Source organism: Thiomicrospira microaerophila (assembly GCF_023278225.1).
Lineage (GTDB): Bacteria > Pseudomonadota > Gammaproteobacteria > Thiomicrospirales > Thiomicrospiraceae > Thiomicrospira > Thiomicrospira microaerophila_A.
Window position 1 is genome coordinate 1,846,146 of sequence record NZ_CP070959.1, and the last position, 18,731, is coordinate 1,864,876.

Here is an 18,731-nt window from a genome sequence, read left to right on the forward strand (position 1 = left end):
ATATTGTGCAGACCCGTATAATGTTATCCCAACCTAGTTATCCCAACCTATTCATTAATCCATCAAGGCTATTCGCGGTAACAAATTGAACATCATTCCCCAATGCTGCAAAATGGGCAATACCGCATTTGATCTTGTCGCTTTCGGTTTGGCGTAAATCTTCGCTAAACAAACTGCTTTTGGTTTCAACCACAAAATACAAGCGTTCGCTACCATCTTGTTCAACCAACACCGCCCAATCCGGGTTGTAATTTCCTAACGGGGTTTCAATCTTAAACCAGCCGGGCAATTTGGTATAAAGCTTCACCGCCTCGTTTTCTTCCAGCCCTTTCGCAAACGCCGATTCAATGTTTGAGTCATAGACAATATGGCTATACACGCTCTTGTCCACCGCCATCATATTTTGCTCAAGATAGCCTTTCAACTCCTCTTCCAAGAACAATTCTTGTGCATAGCAGGCCTGGTCGCCGATTTTTTCGTATTTAATGCCATCCACCAACGCGTGCATTTTTTGGCGCTGAATAATCTCTAACGTGCGCTCAACAAACATCTGCGGATTCTTTTTAAAGTCATTTAACCGTCCGCTTTCGCTCAAAATCCGCGCCAGCGTTTTACGCGTGAGTTGGGTTTTGTTTTGCAGATAGGTCAACACATCCGGCAGGCTTTGATAGTGGGCGTCGTAAATCAAGGTCGATTCCTTCACATCCGTCACCCCAACGCCACTGCGATCAATCGTCACATTTGCCAAGCCGGTTTTAAATTTCGGCTTGGCAATCACCATTTGATGTTTAATCGCGTGAATGCAATCAAAAATCAGCTTATCCAGTTGAAAGTTCACCTGATACACGGTTTTGTATTTAATCCGCTCCCACAAGGCCTGAAAATCCGCCCCCAAAATCACTTCTTTTTTCGGGGTTGCGCTAAAGGTTTTGCTCGCATCTTTGACATCCAAGCCACCGGCAATTTTCTTCAGAATATACTGAATATCCGCTTGATAAGGCTGATAGGCCTCCGGCAGCACCAAGCTATCGGTTTTCAACGCGACTTTTAAGCTGTCTTGCACCTTGCCGTTTTTATCGATCAATTCTTGCGATTTCAGATAAAGCCAGAGTTTTTCCGAGTCTTCTGCGCCCAAAAAGGTCACATCCTTACCGTCTTGCTGAATCACCAAGTTCGCAAACGCATGATCTTCGACCACGCCGAACTTAATGCCGTCCTCCTCTTCGATCTCTTTTTGCAACGCAGCAGTAAAATCGTGATACGACTCGTTGGCAATTACCGTTAGCGTGTTTACTGAAAAGCCGCTGTCCACCACGCGATTACCCGTGCTATCGACCGCTAGGCGCAAACCGCGCCCAATCTCTTGGCGCTTTTTGATCGTTGAGGCGGTTTCATTCAGGGTACAAATCTGAAACACATTTGGGTTATCCCAGCCTTCGCGCAAGGCCGAATGCGAGAAAATAAAACGCAATGGCGTTTTTAAATCCAGCAAGCGTTCTTTGTCCTGCATAATCAATTTATAGGCATCATCATCGGCTTGGGTGGTGCCGTTGGTGTCTTTCGCCACGCCTTTCTTATCAGCGGCAAAATAACCGTCATGCACCTGATTAACGGCAATCTCCAAATTCACTTCTTTAAACAACGACTGATATTTCGGATGCTTGGCTAAACGGCTAAACTCCTGCTCAAATATCTGTCCATACACACCCAGGCCTGGTTGTCCGTTGTCATCGTAAACACGATAATTTGCCACCTTGTCAATAAAGAACAGGCTCAACACCTTAATGCCTTTCGGGTTCAATACCAGCTCGCGTTCTAGATGCTTCTCAATGGTTTTGCTAATTTGCAAACGCTTTAACGCCAGATCATCGACCCCGCCGATACTTTCTCCCACCCGCAAAAAGTCTTCTTTAGACGTGAAATCCATCCACTGATTACCCGGCTCCACCGAGATGTCTTTAATAATGTAACCTTCGTACAAATCGCGCTTGCTCAGTTCAAACAAATCCGCACCCGCTTTGAGCCATTTCTTTTCACGCTTAATGCTACCGGTTTTGGTTAAGGCATCGTATTCCACCTGTGCCTCACAATAGCCTTTCTTGTTCTGCACATTCACCAGTTTAATGTACGCGTTGTTATTGTCGTCTTCCGGCAACACCGGTAATACCGCGATTTGCTTCACCAGCTTTTGGTTATAGGCATCCACCGCATCGAGTTTATAAATCGGCAAGTGTTTATCGCGATGGGTGGCGGAATAACGCAAGGTGAACAAAGGGTTGAGCGATTGAATCGCCTCGCTGGATTTTTTGGTGGTATCGACCGATTGCGGTTCATCAATAATCACCACCGGATGGGTACGCGCAATCAACTCAATCGGACGCATTCCTTCAAGGCGGTCGTTCGCACGATGGATAATGTTCGCCGTGCCCTCTTTTTCAGGATCAACAAAACTGCGACTAAAGGCCTGAATGTTAATCACCATAATCTGAATATGGCTCGATTCGGCAAAGTTACGCACTTGCTCCAAGTTGCCGGAATCATACACAAATGCCTCAGCGTTCATGCCCTTATAGAGCAAACTCAAATGGTCTTTAGTGATTTCCAGCGACTTTTTCACGCCCTCTTTAATCGCAATCGACGGCACCACGATAATAAACTTGGTCATGCCGTAGGCTTGGTTCAACTCATAGATCGAACGCAAATACACATAAGTTTTGCCCGTGCCGGTTTCCATTTCCACCGTGTAATTCAAATTGGCTTTATGAATAGACTTACTTGGTTTTAAGCCGTGTTTTAACTGCACGCGCTTGAGGTTATCCAATAATTCCTCTTCACTTAACACCAAACGATTGGCCGTGCCCAACTGCATGTCTGAACCATAATCCAACCCAAACTGACTGTCACCAGGCCTGGTGGCTTGAATTTGCGGCATAGTAAACGGTACTGAACAGCTTTCCTGCCCTTCAAACAAACTCACCACCGCCTCCCAAGCGGCTTTTTGATGCGGAAGATTTTGGTTAAATTGAAGTTTCATATTACGATTCTTTTTTCTATTGTTTAGTTTGAATATCATTCATCGAAATATAAGCCTGACGTCGGTCTGTTGGAGATTGAGGAAAAGCCTGCAACAACAGCTGCTTATCAAGCAACTGTTTTATGTATTGCTGTCTTAAAGCATCCGGATCTCTTGCAACCAATTCAGCCAAACAACTTCTGGTAACATAGTGCCCAGAACAGACTTGAATAATAATCTTATTCATCACCTCCGGCTTAATCCGTTTTTTGGTTCTTGGTAGTGCTGCGATCACCTCTAAGCGATGTTTAAAAGACGGGTCTAAATGAGCTAGATTATCTATTACTGGTGCGCCCAATTGATTCGTCAATAAACGTCCAAACTCATCACGCTTAATGGTCGTCATATGTTCAGAGAAATTTTCGCTATCTTCGAAGTAGCGCCTGTTATCTTCGGAGAACTTCTCCGAAGATAACGATTGCACACTTACCTTTTGAACCTGAATCGGCTTGCCAAATATTTCATCAGGTGTTGGCAGGTTCTGACCCTTCAGGGTATAAACAGAACCACGACCATGCCCGGATTGAGTTAAAAACCCTTGTTTAACTAGCCCACTGAAAGCCAAGGTAATATCATGACTGTGCATTGAAGTAATATCCATAACACGAGAATGACTGACGACTTGTTCAATCGCCGCGGTGGCAAGAATGAGTCGTTCTGTTCTACTGAGGTTAGAGAGTTTTTCTCCGAACATTTCATCTAGCCTAGCCATTATTTCTTCCGGCAAAAGCGCTAGCATTCTTAACTCTAACAAGGTTTGCTCCGGGTCATCCTTTTCATAAAGAGCAGGTCTGCGCCAATGTTGCGAGTCCCAACCGCTAACGATTTTAGGAATTCCTGACCCCGCTCTTTCGCCAAGCCCAATCATTAGAAACATTTGGTGCATAATTCGATTTCGACAATCCGACTCCCCTCCTTGAAATGCTTGTTCACGCGGTATTCTCATATTACCAGGATTTCTAAAACCGAGTAAATCAGGGCGCTTTACGATCAATACAGATACGTGCCCCGAGTAATCAGCATGAACAATAGTATTAATCAAAGCCTCTCGAATCGCTTCGTGAACAGGGGTATCGTCTTTACGTTGACCGTCTTTTAATTGAAAAGGAACCTTAAGACTGACTGGATCAGTTAATTTTCGATATACGATACGATAAAAATCAAACAAATTACCTGACCAACTACCGTCAGGCACCAATCGATCAATCCATCGCAATTCAGTTTTTGGCTCCGGTCGTTCTTGATAATCAACAAAATAGTGCGGAACCGCTTCTTGAATCGCTTCCCAGCGCCCAAACATCAATAATCCAGCCAGTGTTAAACCTTCTTGCCCAGATTTTCGATCACAACGCCATCCACGCAGTTTTTTCAAAAGCTCAAAATCGTCTAACTCTAACCAAACATGCCCTGGTTTAGCATCTCTTAGCATTTGTCGATAGACTCTAAAGCATTCAGGCTCAATATCGTCCCAGCCAAAACCATCGAGAATTTTACTGTCACGCTCATCTTCAACTTGCTCAGCCAGCATTCGACGGACATCTTCATCAGAAGATTTTCGATCACCATCATGCAAACGTCGATAGGTATTTCCAAATGGATTGCCATTTAAGAAAATGGGCTTTTGATGACGATTAGCGGCTGGTATTTCAATCTTTACCACTTGCTTATCACCGACTTCAACCAATGCAATAGATTGTTCCGTCAAAATATTGTGACTAACCTGTTTAGGGTTGTTTAAATTATTGAAAAGATCTCTCACCACCTTTTCTGCATTCACAACCCCTTCAACCGTAAAATGATCAATCGGCTTCTCTTTAACCCCTAACAAGACAGTACCGCCATGAGTATTGGCAAAAGCGGAATAAGTTTCCCAAAAATCTCGTGGAATAGCACCCTGACCATCTCGTCCGGACGCGAGTTTACACTCCAACTCTGAGCTTTCTTTAATATCTGAAAGCCAATCCCAATCGGCCTTTTGATGCGGAAGGTTTTGGTTAAACTGAAGTTTCATAGTCGATTACTTTTCAATAAGGATTTTTATGGATTTATCAAAATCCGATTCATACAAACGATCTTGAATGACACGGTATTTTTCAAACTCGCTTTCGGCGTGCGCTTTAGCAATTTCAGCCGTGACTTTTCCGGCATCCTGAAGAATGGCTCGATCCGTTGCGTCAATAAACTTATTCAACCGTGTTTCCCAATCAGCCATTGTCATCGGAATTTTGCGCAACGCCATATCTTCTGCCAAGTCTAAATACGCCGAAACCAAGCGTTGCAACTGCGCCATTTCCTCTGCGGTTAAATAGTTTTTCGCCACCGATACATCAAACTTCTGGATTTTGCCATCCGGTGCATCCTTCCACGATGTCAGCCCCATATTCGGTTGTTGGTGATTCGCCCGCTCCACAATCACCTCGGCGGCGGTATGGCCGTGAATCGCCCAATGCAATTTGTTTTGCACCGTTGCAAAAAACCGCTTAGTCGCTTGTGCAGTCACATCATAATCAATCGACGTGGCATAAATATCGGTAATTTTTTGGTAAAACTTGCGTTCAGACAAACGTATTTCACGAACACGTTGTAACTGCTCTTCAAAATAACGCTTGGTTAAAACTGAGCCGTCATTTTTTAAACGCTCATCATCCATCACATAGGCTTTAATGGTGAACTCTTGAATAATCGAGGTCGCCCATTTGCGAAACTGCACCGCCTGTTCGGAGTTCACCTTATAACCCACCGCGATAATCGCCGATAGATTGTAATGCTGGGTGTTGTAGTTTTTACCGTCTGCGGCAGTTATTCGAAATTTTCGAATAACTGCATCTTCTTCAAGCTCACTATCCTCAAACACTTTTTTCAGATGAAAATTAACGGTATGCGTTTCAACTCCATACAGCGCCGCCATCATTTTTTGCGACATCCAAATCGTTTCATCGGCATACAGGGTTTCAACGCCCTGCTCAGCATTCGCCGCCACAAAAGTTAAATACTCGGCAGCAGAAGATCGAATCATCGCCGAGTTCGTTTTATCCGTCACCGATTACACTCCTTTTGCACAAAAATACTGCTGTTTGGGGCTATTGGGTTTGTCCGGCAAAGTCATCTGTAACCAACCGGCTTCTAATAAAGGTTTCAACAAGTTTTTTCTAAAATGTTCGCGGTCTTTTAAGCCGCAAAACGCTTGTAATTCGGCGCGTGCTCTTGGGGTTTGACAATAGGCTACCAGACCTGGTTGTTGCTGCAAAATAGCCTGCACAGCTTGCGGGGTATCTTGCTGGGTAACTTGCGGGGTGGTGGTTAATTGCTCGCGCAAAGTTTGCTGAATAATTGACAAGATGAACTCAACAAACGGCGCACAATCGGTTTTAGCGGTGCTTTGACCAATCGCCTGATAATAATCCGCTTGATGCGCATACACCAAACTTTCAATCGGCAAATTGGCGAACAACGGATTCCACTTCGCCAAAATCAAACTCTGCCACAAACGCCCCATGCGCCCATTGCCATCGGCAAACGGATGAATAAACTCAAACTCATAATGAAACACCGCACTGGCAATCAACGGATGATGGTCGGTGTTTTTTAACCAGCCAAACAAATCAATGATTAAACGCGGCACTTGATTCACTGGTGATGCCATGTGAACCACCTGTAAACCGCTCATCACAGCGACACCACCGGAACGATAAGCACCCAACTGATCGACTAAGCCCAACATCAAAATTCGGTGCGCGTCCAACAAGTCGGTTTCATTTAACGGATTCCAATTATTAAACCGCTCGTACACCGCTAAGGCGTTTTTGACTTCTTGCACTTCTTTGGGAGGCGCAATCACAGGCTTTCCTTCTAAAACCGCCGTAATCTGCTCAACCGATAAGCTATTGCCTTCAATCGCCAAAGAACCTTGAATAGTGCGGATTTGGTTCACCCGCCGCAAACGCAATGCCTGAGCCTGTTCCGTCAAAGCCGACAAACGCCCCACCCGCTCACTAATCGAAGCGATTAAATTGAGCGTTTTCGCAGTAAGGGTGAATGGCAGCTGGTAGGTCATATTAATGCTTCAAACTCCCGAAAAAGGCCTTTCCGAGTGGGATTTGATACAGTAGATTTTGGTTAAATTGGAGTTTCATTATGATTTCCAGATTCTAAAAATTTAAATATGTCTTCGATGTTCACAGCAATAAAGTCTCTTTCAGGTGGAGCAATCATCGGTGCAATAAACTTGTAATTATTTTCATAGTAGTTGACCAGAAACCCTAACAAATGATAGTTTTGAGCAATATTAAGAATGAATCTCAGAATCTTACTATTCTGTATTGTGGTTTCTAAATTTGGGCTCGCCACAACTAGTTTTGATATGAAAAATCTGACATTGACTTGGTCAAACAGGTCTCGATACCCTTTTTGATGAAGAGATTCGTAGAATTCAATTTCGTTGTCTTCAAATTTTTTCTTAACATCGATCAGGGCAAGTGAGTTACTCGATAGTGTTGGAGCTAAATTTGTAGATTCAGTGATTATCTCAAATATTCTGTCTTCGGATATAACTTGAAAGTCATTGTTATATGCATAAGAGAGAGCCCTGTATTCTAAAATGCCCATTAAAGGAACAAACATTTCAAAAGATTCAGAAAACTCCAAAACTTCTTCTCTGTCATCAATTATTCTACTTTGGAATGACTTACGGACCTTTCTAGCTAAAGATAGAAGTCTTATTTTATTTTCTTCAATATCTGATTTTGTGTGGATTTCACGAAAAATTGATTCTCCATCACTAAACATCGTCATTATTTCATCAGTAACGCTCAATTCTTTGATAAATGAAGATAGCCAATCAATTGTTGTTTGTTGAATATAGACATCGTTTCTAGTCAAAACATTATCTAACTCATCAATATGATCTAAAAAGATTATTGAACTAAGAGTAATGATTTTGTTTTTATTACTCACTATTCGACATTTTCCTGCGTCAAAGCTTGTGTTCGGATTTTCCAATATGTGCGGAATTAGGCCAAAATATTTTTTATACTCACCAACGAGTTGATGAAATGAAATATTGCCACCAGAATTGTAGATATCAAGCTTATTAGCTTGACTTTTAGCTTGTTGAATTAGAAGGGGTTTAATATCTGCAATAGGGTCTGATTTAGATACATCTAATCTAATAAAGTAATCACTTTGCATCTCGTATATAAATAAATTACATATTTGGTGGAATAATGAGTTTGTTTCATATTCATCACCAAGTATTTCAAGCTCAAACTCTTCTCTTGGTAACAATTCGATACTGAAGCTTTCATCTATTTGATCATATTGATTAAGGCTTAAAAAAAACTGATCTTCCTTTTTTAAAACTATATTCGATGGGGTGTCGATTCCAATGTTTATTTTATTGATAATCGTATAGAAATAAATGGAAACCAAAATATGCTTTGTATCGTCATCAACTTCAGATATTGGGGCTGATAATAATTTCTTGTTTATATATTTGAAACCTTCGTTGAAGGATTTCTCAACTACAATCATAAAAAATGACATTTCTACTATTTGTCTAATAGTTAATTTGTCATAGTGCTCTTCCAAGAAGGCTCTAAATAAAGAGTCTTGCTGAACATTTATTCGGCTGCTGTTTTGTTCATTATTGATTAAAAAATATCTTAGACTGCATTGATATAAGGTATTACTTGCAATGTTTAACTTGAAATTGGTTTGCGAACTTTCACTTTGCCAAGCAATGGAAAATTGATTGTAAGCTTTGCTCAATTTTCCAAATTTAAGGTATATGTTGCCTACCAAAATATGATTTATAGAGGGGAACGACTGTGAAATAAACTTTTCAAAGTCTGAGAACAAGAGCTCTTTGTCTTCAAGGCAAATCTGTAATATCTTTTCCAAAATGAATGTATTGCCTTTTAGCTCACTACCAATACTTAAATATTCTTTTGACTGATTGTTTAAAGCAAGAAGGTTTAGTGAGATGTCAGAAACTAACTGTTTTTGAGCTGCACTCTTCTGAATCGTAATGATTTTCTTTATTTGTTTTTTGGATAACGATGAGTTTTTTCGGTGTTCAATTTCAAGGAATGTCAAATAATCAATCTCAGAAATTCCCTTCCTTTGTTCTGCTTCTTTATAAACATCTTCTAGGTTAGCAAAATTATTATTGAGCAGTGTATTTGTATAAATATTAAATGCCTTGGGATCTTCCAAAAAGGATTTATTTGACTCCAAAAAATCTCTGACTATATTAGGGTCTGTTTGTGAAGTTCTATCTAAATATTGGATTAATAATTCGGGTTCATTTTGCTCAATGAGCCGATTTTGAATAACGGTATTTTCTAGTTTTTCCTGGTTGGGATTGAAGTGAAAATGCACAAAGTTAACAATGTCTATTTCATCGCTTCGATATTTTGGGTACTCGTTAAAAAAAGCTTCAATATCAGTAAAAAATAAACAATGAAGATAATGGTTGATAATAATATTCCGATAGTCATGTTCAAAATAAGATAATCCTTTTAGGATTTTATTGAAATAAACTAGGGTTGAAGAGAAGCTTTCATTAAGTGGTTTAAAGTGATTTAAGTAACAATCCACTTCTCTAAATGAATGAAATTTAGCTTTCTCAAATTGTTCGAAAAAGTTTAATTCTTCATTGCCGAGACAGTCAAAATATTTCTTAGCCATCTCAAAATGCTCATCGTCTCTCTTCTGGTTATATAGATTTTGATAAATTAGTGCCCCGAGGTGACAGGTTTTTTTACTGAGCTGGCCATTTTTATCAGTAGAAACGTCTTGGTATGAATGTTCAAATAAGGTCTTGGCTTTTTGATAGTTTCCAGAGTTTAAGTTGAATAATATCTCAAAATATTCATCTTCAATTTCAGTATCAGCAAACTCATTTTTTATTCTTACAATACTTAAATTAAATTCTTTTCTATTCCCTTGTAACGATAGCAAGCTTGCTTTCATTTCAAAAAACTTTCCGTCTAAACACTCTTGAAAATGATTATCTATGTAATCCAATAATTCAGAAACTTTCTCAAAATTTTTAAGTTGAAATTTTATTTCTGCCTCTAATACCAATAAATGATATTTTGCCCCTATGTTTTGTTGATGTTCTTCTTTTGCGTCTTTCAATGCATCAATGGCGCTTTGAATTTCACCATCAAAAAAATTACTTCTAATTGTGGAAATTAGAGTTTTTACTGTTGTTGGCAGAATAATATTTTCTTGGTTTATAGTGCCAAGGTTTATCCAGCTCGTTAGTTTATTGAACATAGCATTCATTATTCTTTCTTTTGACTATGGTTGTTTTTCTGAGAAATTTTGCCGCTGTTATAGAGGGAAAATAACTTATTTTCTTGTTTAGTAGTGTTTTTGAAATTTCGTACTATCTTGTATCCTACAAAAAATGCAATTAGTGCAATAACTAAACCAAAGATACTTGCCCAGCTTCCAAAATCTGATAAAGACATTTCTAATCTCCTTAAATACTCAATACATCTTCAATGCCAACCTGTTTTAAGCGTTGGATGGCGTAGGTTTTGGTGATGTCGTCGGTGAAACTGGTGTCTCTGAAGACGACTCTTAGCACTGAGTTTTCTGGTGTGCTTAGGTCGGCGATGGCTTGGACGGTCTCTAGAGTGATGTTTTCGTCAAAGCAGGCGACCAGTGAGTTGTGGGCAACCGACCAGGCCTGGTAGGTTTGACCATTGCTGTTGATGTCGGTTTTTTTAATCGGTAGCGTAAGTGGCAAGCCGTATTTTATTAGCACTTCGTAGAGCAGGTCTTCGGCGGTGCGGTCGGGCAGGATATTGTCCACGGCATCGAGTAGGTCGGTTTCGAGGGTGTCGATATTGGGGTTCCATTTTTTGATATTAGAGGTGTCGAGTTTGAGGACTTTAAAGCCGAGGTCGGCTTGGGTGTCAGGGTGTTCAACTTTGATTTTTTTAGCGGCACGGCGAATGCGTTCTTTGCCGATTTCGGCGATGGTGGTGTAACCGGCTTTACGGGCTTCGGAGTTTTCAGGTGTGGGCTCTGGGATTTGCACCAGAATAAATTTACGGTTACCACCATCTTCGGCATTAAGCTGCATCACAGCATGAGCGGTGGTCGCTGAACCTGAGAAGAAATCTAAGATAATTCCTTCGGAAGCACTAATTTTTAGGGCAATTTTTAACAGTTCAGTAGGTTTGGGCGTTTCAAATACAGCAACATCATCAAACAACTCTTTAATTGCATTTTTTGACTTTTCAGTTGTAAATGCATCTTTTGCAAACCATATGCTTTCTGGCGTCAAACCTCTTTCTTTTGCATGAAGGTATGTTTTTACACGAGGTACTCCATTGCCATCCTTTCCAAACCAAATCCGACCTTCGGAAGCCATTTCGTCAAACACTTCTTTGGTGTATAACCAACAACGTCCGCTTGGTAATTGATGCTCTTTTCCATTTGGAGCAGTATATACATAAAACTGGCTTTTGGTTCCGTGCCCAGCCTGAGCCGTTGCTGGATCAGATTTCCACAGCCCTCTTGGGTCATTATCTGGATTTTTATAATTTGAAAGGGCTTTTTCATCCATAGGCAGCTGAGAAATTGCTTCAGATTTTTTTGACCTACTTTTAACGTATGCAAGTATGGATTCATGTCTATAAGAGATGATTTTTCTATTTTCCCTGTTTGTTCTTTTCTCCCAAGCAAAGTTGCATACAAAGTTATCCTCCCCAAAAATTTCGTCTGCAATCTTTCTAAGATTATGGACTTCATTGTCATCAATGGAGATAAAAATCACTCCATCTTCTCTAAGTAAGTTTCTAGCGAGTTTTAAGCGGGGGTACATCATATTAAGCCAGTTGGAGTGATAACGTCCGGCGGATTCGGAATTGGTAGTGAGCGGATTGCCTTCTTCGTCCTTTTGCCCGGTCAAACGCTGATAATTGGCCAGGTTGTCTTTAAAGTCATCCTCATAGACAAAGTCCTCCCCAGTGTTGTATGGCGGGTCGATATAAATCATTTTGACTTTGCCGCCGTTACTGCCTGGCTTGGGGCCATAGGACTTTTGCAGCAGCTTTAAGACTTCGAGGTTATCGCCTTCAATATAGAGGTTTTCGGTGCTGTCCCAATTCACCGACTCATCCGGTGCGGGGCGCAAAGTGCCAAGGCTGGGCGTGGTGGCAATGCGTTTGGCTTGTTCTTTGCCCGCCCAGGTGAATTGATAACGCTCTGACTCGGTTTCAACAACCTCACCCAGCTCGGATTTCAGCGCATCAAAGTCGATTTTTCCCTCCGTAAACACATTGGGGAACAGTTGCTTGAGCTGTTCGATATGGTGTTCGGTCAGGTTAAGGCTTTCGGCTTGGATTTGGTTAAAGTCGGTTTGTTGGGTCATAGCGTTTCTCTTTTTTGAAGTCCGTTCAAAATGATGTTTTGTAATTTGCGGGTATCGGCCAATTGTACGCAGTCGATGGAAGCTTGAATATAAAGATTAGGCTTTTCATTGGTGGCCAGCGTTGCTTCGTAGTCTATGGGGTCGTAACCATTGGCGATGGCCATCAAATCAAAAAACAAACGTGTCACGCGACCATTGATTTCATAAAACGGATGCAAAGCAATCAACTCGCATTGATAGTAGGCCAAGCGTTCGGCAAAAACTTCTTTAGAACTTTGAGCGGCGTCTTTGAGGTAGTTTTCTTGTTTGAGCTTTTGAAAGAGTTTATCTAACTCTTTGGGCAAGTAAGCGGCTTGGCAAAAACGACTGCCGCCTTTGGTCATATCGTGGGTGCGAATGACGCCCGCCCAGTCATATAAAATTTCAAAGGTGCTGCGATGAATCGCAATAAAAAATGCTAAGGTAAATTCTGTTGTAGGAAGAATGGCGGCCGCGTATTGTTCTGTTGCGGTTTCGATCAGTTCATTTTCGAATGCGGTGAGAAGGTTTTCATCAGTAATATTAAATTTATTGGTAGGAAGGTTTGTGCCTTCTTGGTAGATATTACCTTGCTGAAATTGATACTTTGACACCTCGAGACTCCATTAACTCTTTAACTTGCTGACGGAGTTTTTCTGTGGTTTGTCCAGAATAGCCTTCAATCTGCATAGAGACAGAAACGGCTTTTTGCAACTTGGCTTTAAGTTCTGCGGTAATTTCCATTGCGCTGTTCCTTTTTCTATTTCAAATAACCTAACCCTGCACAAGCTCTTTTCAACTATTTTAACTGATTCGGAAATCGCTGTACAATATTGACCAAAGGTTCCTGCTTGGTGATAAGCGTCCAAGGGATGTTTTTGAATACCGATTGTTGTATTTGAATAGCAAAGCAGGTCACTTCCCATATTAATCAGCCTTTGTGATTTCTATTGCGTCAATTCTTCTGTTTTTTACTTGCTTACAGTTTTTTATGAGTAAATTTTTGAGTTTTTTACTCATATAGTCGTGCTTATGGTTAATTTTTATTGTTTTTTACTCACAAGACATTTCACCACTTAAGATTTGATAAAACTGAGTGTTAATAAAGTATTTACTTGTACCCATTTTGACAGGGTGCAAGATTTTCATTTCAACCAATTTATTAAGGTAGGTTGAAGCAGTTTTACGAGAAATGTTCAACGATTGTTCAGTAAATTCAATTTTGGTATAAGGGTGTACAAATAACACTTCCAATACGTCCTTTGAGTAGAGCTTTGCGTCTTGTTCTTGGATACGCTGCCCCGTGTGTTGCATCAACTCATCTATCTTATGAATCAGTTGAATGGTTTGGTTGGCAGTTTGCTCAATCCCTTCAAGCATAAACAACACCCATTCTTCCCAAGTTTGTTCCGTGCGCACGTTTTGCAGTAAGCGGTAGTAATCAGCTTTGTGTGTGGTAATAAAACGGCTGAGGTATAAAATCGGCAATTCAAGCAAATCTGATAATACAAGGTACAGGATATTCAGAATACGACCTGTGCGCCCGTTGCCATCGTAAAACGGGTGAATGGTTTCAAATTGATGGTGGATGACCGCCATTTTGATTAAAGGGTCAATGTCGTCTAATTCTGGATTATTGATGTATTGTTCTAAATTGCTTAAAGCATTGCGTATGTCGTTTTCCTGTTGCGGTGGCGTGAAAATAACTTCACCCGTTTGGTCGTTTTTAAGTTTTGTGCCGCCTTGTTTGCGAATGCCGGCATCGTTTTTTTCTAAAATAGACTGGATTTGCACAATGTCTTTAACCAGTAGCAATTTGTTTTTAGAAACTAACTCAAATCCTTTACGGAGGGCTTCGCCATAATGACGGACTTCTTTTACCGCTTGCGATAAATCACTGGCATCGATCGTAGAGCGATAGAGATCATCATGGGTGGTAATGATGTTTTCGATCTCACTGGAATCTTTGGCTTCTTGCAACACTAATGAATTGATCAATACCGCTTGATTAGGAATGCGTGCCGCTACCCCATTGAGCTTAGCGATCGCGGTATTCGCTAAGATCGCTTTTTTGAGCACCGACTTAGTTTCTAAATCCTGTCGTAGCGGTAAGGTTGGAGGAATATAACCTGTCAGTTCATTTTCGATTCGTGCTGTCAATCTTCTTTCCTCCAAAAACTAAAAACCCCACGCAGGGCGCTGTTCTTATGGGTAGCGGGTGGGGTATTGTTGTAGTTTATTATAGCATTCATCTTCACTTCATTCACCGCTTATGAGGTCGTTTAGTTGTTTGGTTAAGTTTTGCAGGCGGATATTCAGTTCCACTTTCTCATTAAACTGATGGCAGGTTTTGAGCTGGTTTTTCAGGTCGTTGATGTCTTTTTTAAGTTGTTGAATCTGCTTGAGCTTGGCGCGTTGTGTTTCAAGGCTGGATTCTGTGCTCGGCAAGTCGGTTAAACCGGCTTGGTGCGCCAGCGCATAGCCGGTGAGGGCTTTATACCAGCTTTGGTAAAGGGTGTAGAGGTTTTGTTGATTCTGGTTGGTAAAGGCTAAACGGTGAATTAACGCTTTCTGGAGTTCAGCAGGCCTGGTTATTCGAGTCGTGTCGAGCCATTCGGTTTGTAGCAGTTCGTTGAGAATCAATTTATCGTGTTCGCTGTCGGCTTGATGGACGAATTTTTCTGCCAACGACCATTGCACCTGCTCGCCTGATTTGATTTCAAGGAATAGCGGATAGGCTATGGCCTTGTGAACCGTTTCATGCAAGCTTTTGAGTTGCGCGGATTTCAGGTTTAACCAGGCCTGGTTGTCTTTCATCGTGAGTTGAATAACAAAGATTTCAAGATATTCATGTTGCGCCGTTTTATAGGCGGCGATATTACTGTTGTCCGGCTGAAGATGCGCTTGCAAGCTGATGGATTCGACCTGTTCTTGCAATAACTTTTGCGCACTGGCGCTTAGTTGTCCGTTGTCGTAAAAACTCTTTTTGGTGAGCTTTTGGTTGATCCGCAGTGCCGGTGGTAACTGAAGCGCTTCGATTAACATCACACTTTCCCGTCCACTAAAATCAGGTAACTGATGACTTCAAAATCACTATTAGCGTTAAACGCATCCAGTTGTGTACCACCGCGACTAAATAGGCTGTTAATGCCCTCCTCGACCTTTTTACCTTGGATATGCGCGATGGCTTGTTTTAAATGGCTTTGGTATTGGGTGCTGCTGCCGAGTTGTTGAAACAAGACGCTATCAGGGTGCCCACGGCCTAAGCTATGCTTCTTGAGAATGTCTAAGGTTTTTTTGGCTTGAGTATAAGGCAAGGCGATGGTTTGTTGTTCGGTCACATACACCAAAAAATACGGGAATAAGGCATAGGGTTCGTTGGCACGCTGGGCTTCCGATTTAAATTCCGATGCAAGGGATTTTAAACAAAAAATCACGCCCGGTGGCAGGCCTGCATTTTTTAAAGCTTCATCGAGTTTAACCACTGAATACAAGCCGTTTGGCGCTTGTTCTAGGGTGTTGAGATGGGTTTTCATGTAGTTGGATAAATCCATCTTAAAATCGTTAAGCGTCAGGTCGGTAATCGACAAACCACCGGAAATGTCTTCTAAATCCAATACAGTATCCTGCAGTTCTTTGAGTTGTTTTTTGCGGTATTCTAAATCGAGCATTCGCCCGGCGTTGGTTTCGTCGATAATGTTTTCTTCACCGGTAGCGGATACATCGAGTAACACCATGCGCCCTGACACCCGCGCTTCAAGATCAATGTATTCATCGAGTTCCATATTTGGCCAGAAGTTGACCAGTTGGATTTGACTGTTTTTAGAACCAAGGCGGTCAATACGCCCAAAGCGCTGAATAATGCGCACCGGGTTCCAGTGGATGTCGTAGTTGATTAAATAATCGCCGTCTTGCAGGTTCTGCCCTTCTGAAATACAGTCGGTGGCAATCAGTAAATCGAGCTCTGCTTCTTCTGGCATTCCGGTTTTGTCGCGTTCTTTGGAAATCGGTGAAAAGGCGGTGAGCAGTTCGTTGAGTTCGGCACGCAATTTGGGCTGAGTGGTTTTATTGGCACCGGAGCCGACAATCAAGGCACTGTGAATACCTTGGGTTTCCAGCGCCCAAGCGGATAAGTGTTTGTAAAGGTATTGGGCGGTGTCGGCAAAGGCCGTGAAGATAATAATCTTGCGGTTGCCGGGATTGAGCGGCTGGGATATTTTTTGCTGAATTTGCTGTTTGAGTAACGCCAGTTTTTGGTCACGCTCGGCATTAACGCTGGAGGCCATATTGACGATTTCTGTCAGGTAACACTGGTCTTCTTTGAGATCATAGAGCCATTGGGCTTGATCCATATCCTGAATCAGAACCTTGACCTTTTTACCGACCATTAGACTTTCCAGTTCCGGCGAATCCATGTCGGTTTCTAAAATATCCATCTCTTCCACTTCACCTTGCACGTGGTGCTCAAGCTTTTTTATGGTGCGTTCGACGTCCGCTAATAAGCGTTGTGCCGTAAGGTGAAACGAATGCACCGAACTTTCAAGGCGCTTGAGCAGGTTGACTTTAATTAAACCAATCAGACTTTTTTCACGGTCGAGTTGTGAAAACACCGACTGACTGCCTTTCAATTTGGTGTCGTATTTTTGCTCGTAAAGTTTGCGTTTATCGAGTGCCACGTATTTAAGCGGTGCAAAGGTACTTAAATTCAGGCGGCTAATGGTTTTATTGATGTCACGTAGCGATGGAAACTCCGCTTGGGTGTCAAAATCCGCTTGGATATTAATCGGCTTGAGTCGCGTGGGAAATTGGCCTATTTCTTCGAGGTTGTAGTATTTTTCGATGTGCTTGCGTGAACGCGCAATGGTGAGCAAATCCAGCACTTTGAAATAGTCAAAGTTTAATGAGTTGAGCAGTTGATCGGTGGTGCGTAAATCATCTGGATTTTTGAGCCAGTCGTTAAACTTGGTTTGCGCTCGTTTAAGAGTTTGGCTGATATTGTTAATACCATGATCAGTCAGCGCGTAATCATCGCCTTCAGTAACAAAAGCAATCTGATTTTTTAGGTCATTCAGGCGGTTATTAACCGGTGTGGCAGACAACATCAGCACCTTGGTTTTAACACCGGAGCTGATAATGTCCTCCATCAACTTCGAGTAACGCGTGTGTTTTTCGTCGGAGGTACTGGCGTTACGGAAATTGTGCGATTCGTCAATCACAACCAAATCGTAGTTACCCCAATTAACGGTTTCAAGATTGATGTCACCTGAATACCCCTTAACGCGGGTTAAGTCGGTGTGATTGAGCACGTCATAACTAAAACGGTCGCCGGATAAGAGATTGCGTTTGTCGTTCTGAGTATAAAGCGTCCAGTTGTCGCGTAGCTTTTTAGGCGCCAACACTAACACGCGGTCGTTACGCAGTTCGTAATATTTAATCACCGCCAGTGCTTCAAAGGTTTTACCTAAACCCACCGAGTCGGCGAGAATACACCCGTTGTGCCGCTCTAACTTATCAATGACGCCCAGCACCCCATCTTTTTGGAACTTGTATAGTTTGTTCCAAACCAGGGTTTCTTTAAAACCTGTTTTAGTTTTGACGATCGATTCTTCGTCTATCTCATCGAGTAGATCGTTAAAAATACGGTAGAGGGTTAAAAAATAAATGGTTTCAGGTGATTGGTCTTGTGCAAGAAGCTTGGCCGCCTTTTGCAAAGCTTGCTGCAAGTCGGTTACCGCTTGTGGGTCTTGCCAGGTCTGGTTAAACCAACGTTCAATCGCTTGAACCTGTAAGGGGTCGTCGGATCCCATATTCATTTCAAGCCGCTGAGTTTGGATAAGCCCCAAACCCGATGCCGTAAGCGGTGATGAACCCTGAACAAACGCGGACTGGTTTTCAGATTGAATCAAATACAAATTTTGTGGCACGCGATGTTCATCAATGCCTTTTGCTTCTAGGTTTCGCTCTAGCCAACTTAAAAACTCGGCAGCCAATTCTTTTTGTTGAAGGTGATTTAGCCGCCTTTCTTCACCCGGCTCACAAGCCAATCTTTGGGCGAGTGGCTGGCTGTTTGTGGCGAGTATCAAGCGGGTTTTAGTTTGTTGCAACTGCGTTTTTAGTGCTTCAAAACCAGATAAACTTAAGGATTTGAGAATGAGAGAAATTAGCGAATCGGGCTGCAGTTGTTCGGCTAAGTAATGCGCTAACTTTTCAGTGGTTTGATTGTCAATAATTCTGTGCGTCATCGACTTA

The 18,731-nt window shown here is 41.9% G+C and carries 12 protein-coding genes; all 12 read right to left on the reverse strand.

What is annotated here, in order from left to right:
- Positions 1–37: 37 nt before the first annotated feature.
- Entirely contained in the window at positions 38–3,034 is a 2,997-nt protein-coding gene (locus tag JX580_RS08940; RefSeq protein ID WP_248850200.1) for a type III restriction-modification system endonuclease, read from the reverse strand.
- Between the two features lie 16 nt (positions 3,035–3,050).
- The gene (locus JX580_RS08945; protein WP_248850201.1) at positions 3,051–5,084 is read right to left on the reverse strand and encodes an RNA-binding domain-containing protein; all 2,034 of its coding nucleotides are present in this window, start codon (positions 5,082–5,084) and stop codon (positions 3,051–3,053) included.
- Positions 5,085–5,090: 6 nt separating this feature from the next.
- Positions 5,091–6,113, reverse strand: a complete 1,023-nt coding sequence (locus tag JX580_RS08950) for a virulence RhuM family protein (protein WP_248850202.1) — start codon at positions 6,111–6,113, stop codon at positions 5,091–5,093.
- A 3-nt stretch (positions 6,114–6,116) separates the two neighbouring features.
- Positions 6,117–7,127 (reverse strand): Fic family protein, encoded by a 1,011-nt coding sequence (locus tag JX580_RS08955; protein WP_248850203.1) that lies wholly within the window; start codon positions 7,125–7,127, stop codon positions 6,117–6,119.
- A gap of 62 nt (positions 7,128–7,189) precedes the next feature.
- Positions 7,190–10,363, reverse strand: coding sequence for a hypothetical protein (locus JX580_RS08960; protein WP_248850204.1), 3,174 nt, complete (start codon positions 10,361–10,363; stop codon positions 7,190–7,192).
- Complete coding sequence (locus JX580_RS08965; RefSeq protein WP_248850205.1) at positions 10,363–10,551, reverse strand: FeoB-associated Cys-rich membrane protein; 189 nt, start codon at positions 10,549–10,551, stop codon at positions 10,363–10,365. The genes JX580_RS08960 and JX580_RS08965 overlap by 1 nt, the downstream gene beginning before the upstream one ends.
- A gap of 11 nt (positions 10,552–10,562) precedes the next feature.
- On the reverse strand, positions 10,563–12,464 hold the full coding sequence (locus tag JX580_RS08970) for a site-specific DNA-methyltransferase (protein WP_248850206.1): 1,902 nt from the start codon (positions 12,462–12,464) through the stop codon (positions 10,563–10,565).
- Positions 12,461–13,096 (reverse strand): Fic/DOC family protein, encoded by a 636-nt coding sequence (locus JX580_RS08975; protein WP_248850207.1) that lies wholly within the window; start codon positions 13,094–13,096, stop codon positions 12,461–12,463. The genes JX580_RS08970 and JX580_RS08975 overlap by 4 nt, the downstream gene beginning before the upstream one ends.
- Positions 13,068–13,226, reverse strand: a complete 159-nt coding sequence (locus tag JX580_RS08980; RefSeq protein ID WP_248850208.1) for a hypothetical protein — start codon at positions 13,224–13,226, stop codon at positions 13,068–13,070. The genes JX580_RS08975 and JX580_RS08980 overlap by 29 nt, the downstream gene beginning before the upstream one ends.
- A gap of 309 nt (positions 13,227–13,535) precedes the next feature.
- Positions 13,536–14,642, reverse strand: coding sequence for a Fic family protein (locus tag JX580_RS08985; protein ID WP_248850209.1), 1,107 nt, complete (start codon positions 14,640–14,642; stop codon positions 13,536–13,538).
- Between the two features lie 99 nt (positions 14,643–14,741).
- The gene (locus JX580_RS08990; protein WP_248850210.1) at positions 14,742–15,527 is read right to left on the reverse strand and encodes a DUF4391 domain-containing protein; all 786 of its coding nucleotides are present in this window, start codon (positions 15,525–15,527) and stop codon (positions 14,742–14,744) included.
- A complete protein-coding gene (locus tag JX580_RS08995; protein WP_248850211.1) occupies positions 15,527–18,724 on the reverse strand; it encodes a helicase-related protein in 3,198 nt (1,065 codons plus the stop codon). Before JX580_RS08995 ends, JX580_RS08990 begins: the two co-directional genes overlap by 1 nt.
- Positions 18,725–18,731: the final 7 nt, after the last annotated feature.

Excerpts from the sequence above, each read along its gene's own strand:
- JX580_RS08970 (WP_248850206.1), bottom strand. The coding sequence starts at position 12,464 with ATGACCCAACAAACCGACTTTAACCAAATCCAAGCCGAAAGCCTTAAC.
- JX580_RS08965 (WP_248850205.1), bottom strand. The coding sequence starts at position 10,551 with ATGTCTTTATCAGATTTTGGAAGCTGGGCAAGTATCTTTGGTTTAGTT.
- JX580_RS08960 (WP_248850204.1), bottom strand. The coding sequence starts at position 10,363 with ATGAATGCTATGTTCAATAAACTAACGAGCTGGATAAACCTTGGCACT.
- JX580_RS08995 (WP_248850211.1), bottom strand. The coding sequence starts at position 18,724 with ATGACGCACAGAATTATTGACAATCAAACCACTGAAAAGTTAGCGCAT.
- JX580_RS08955 (WP_248850203.1), bottom strand. The coding sequence starts at position 7,127 with ATGACCTACCAGCTGCCATTCACCCTTACTGCGAAAACGCTCAATTTA.
- JX580_RS08940 (WP_248850200.1), bottom strand. The coding sequence starts at position 3,034 with ATGAAACTTCAATTTAACCAAAATCTTCCGCATCAAAAAGCCGCTTGG.
- JX580_RS08990 (WP_248850210.1), bottom strand. The coding sequence starts at position 15,527 with ATGTTAATCGAAGCGCTTCAGTTACCACCGGCACTGCGGATCAACCAA.
- JX580_RS08980 (WP_248850208.1), bottom strand. The coding sequence starts at position 13,226 with ATGGAAATTACCGCAGAACTTAAAGCCAAGTTGCAAAAAGCCGTTTCT.
- JX580_RS08945 (WP_248850201.1), bottom strand. The coding sequence starts at position 5,084 with ATGAAACTTCAGTTTAACCAAAACCTTCCGCATCAAAAGGCCGATTGG.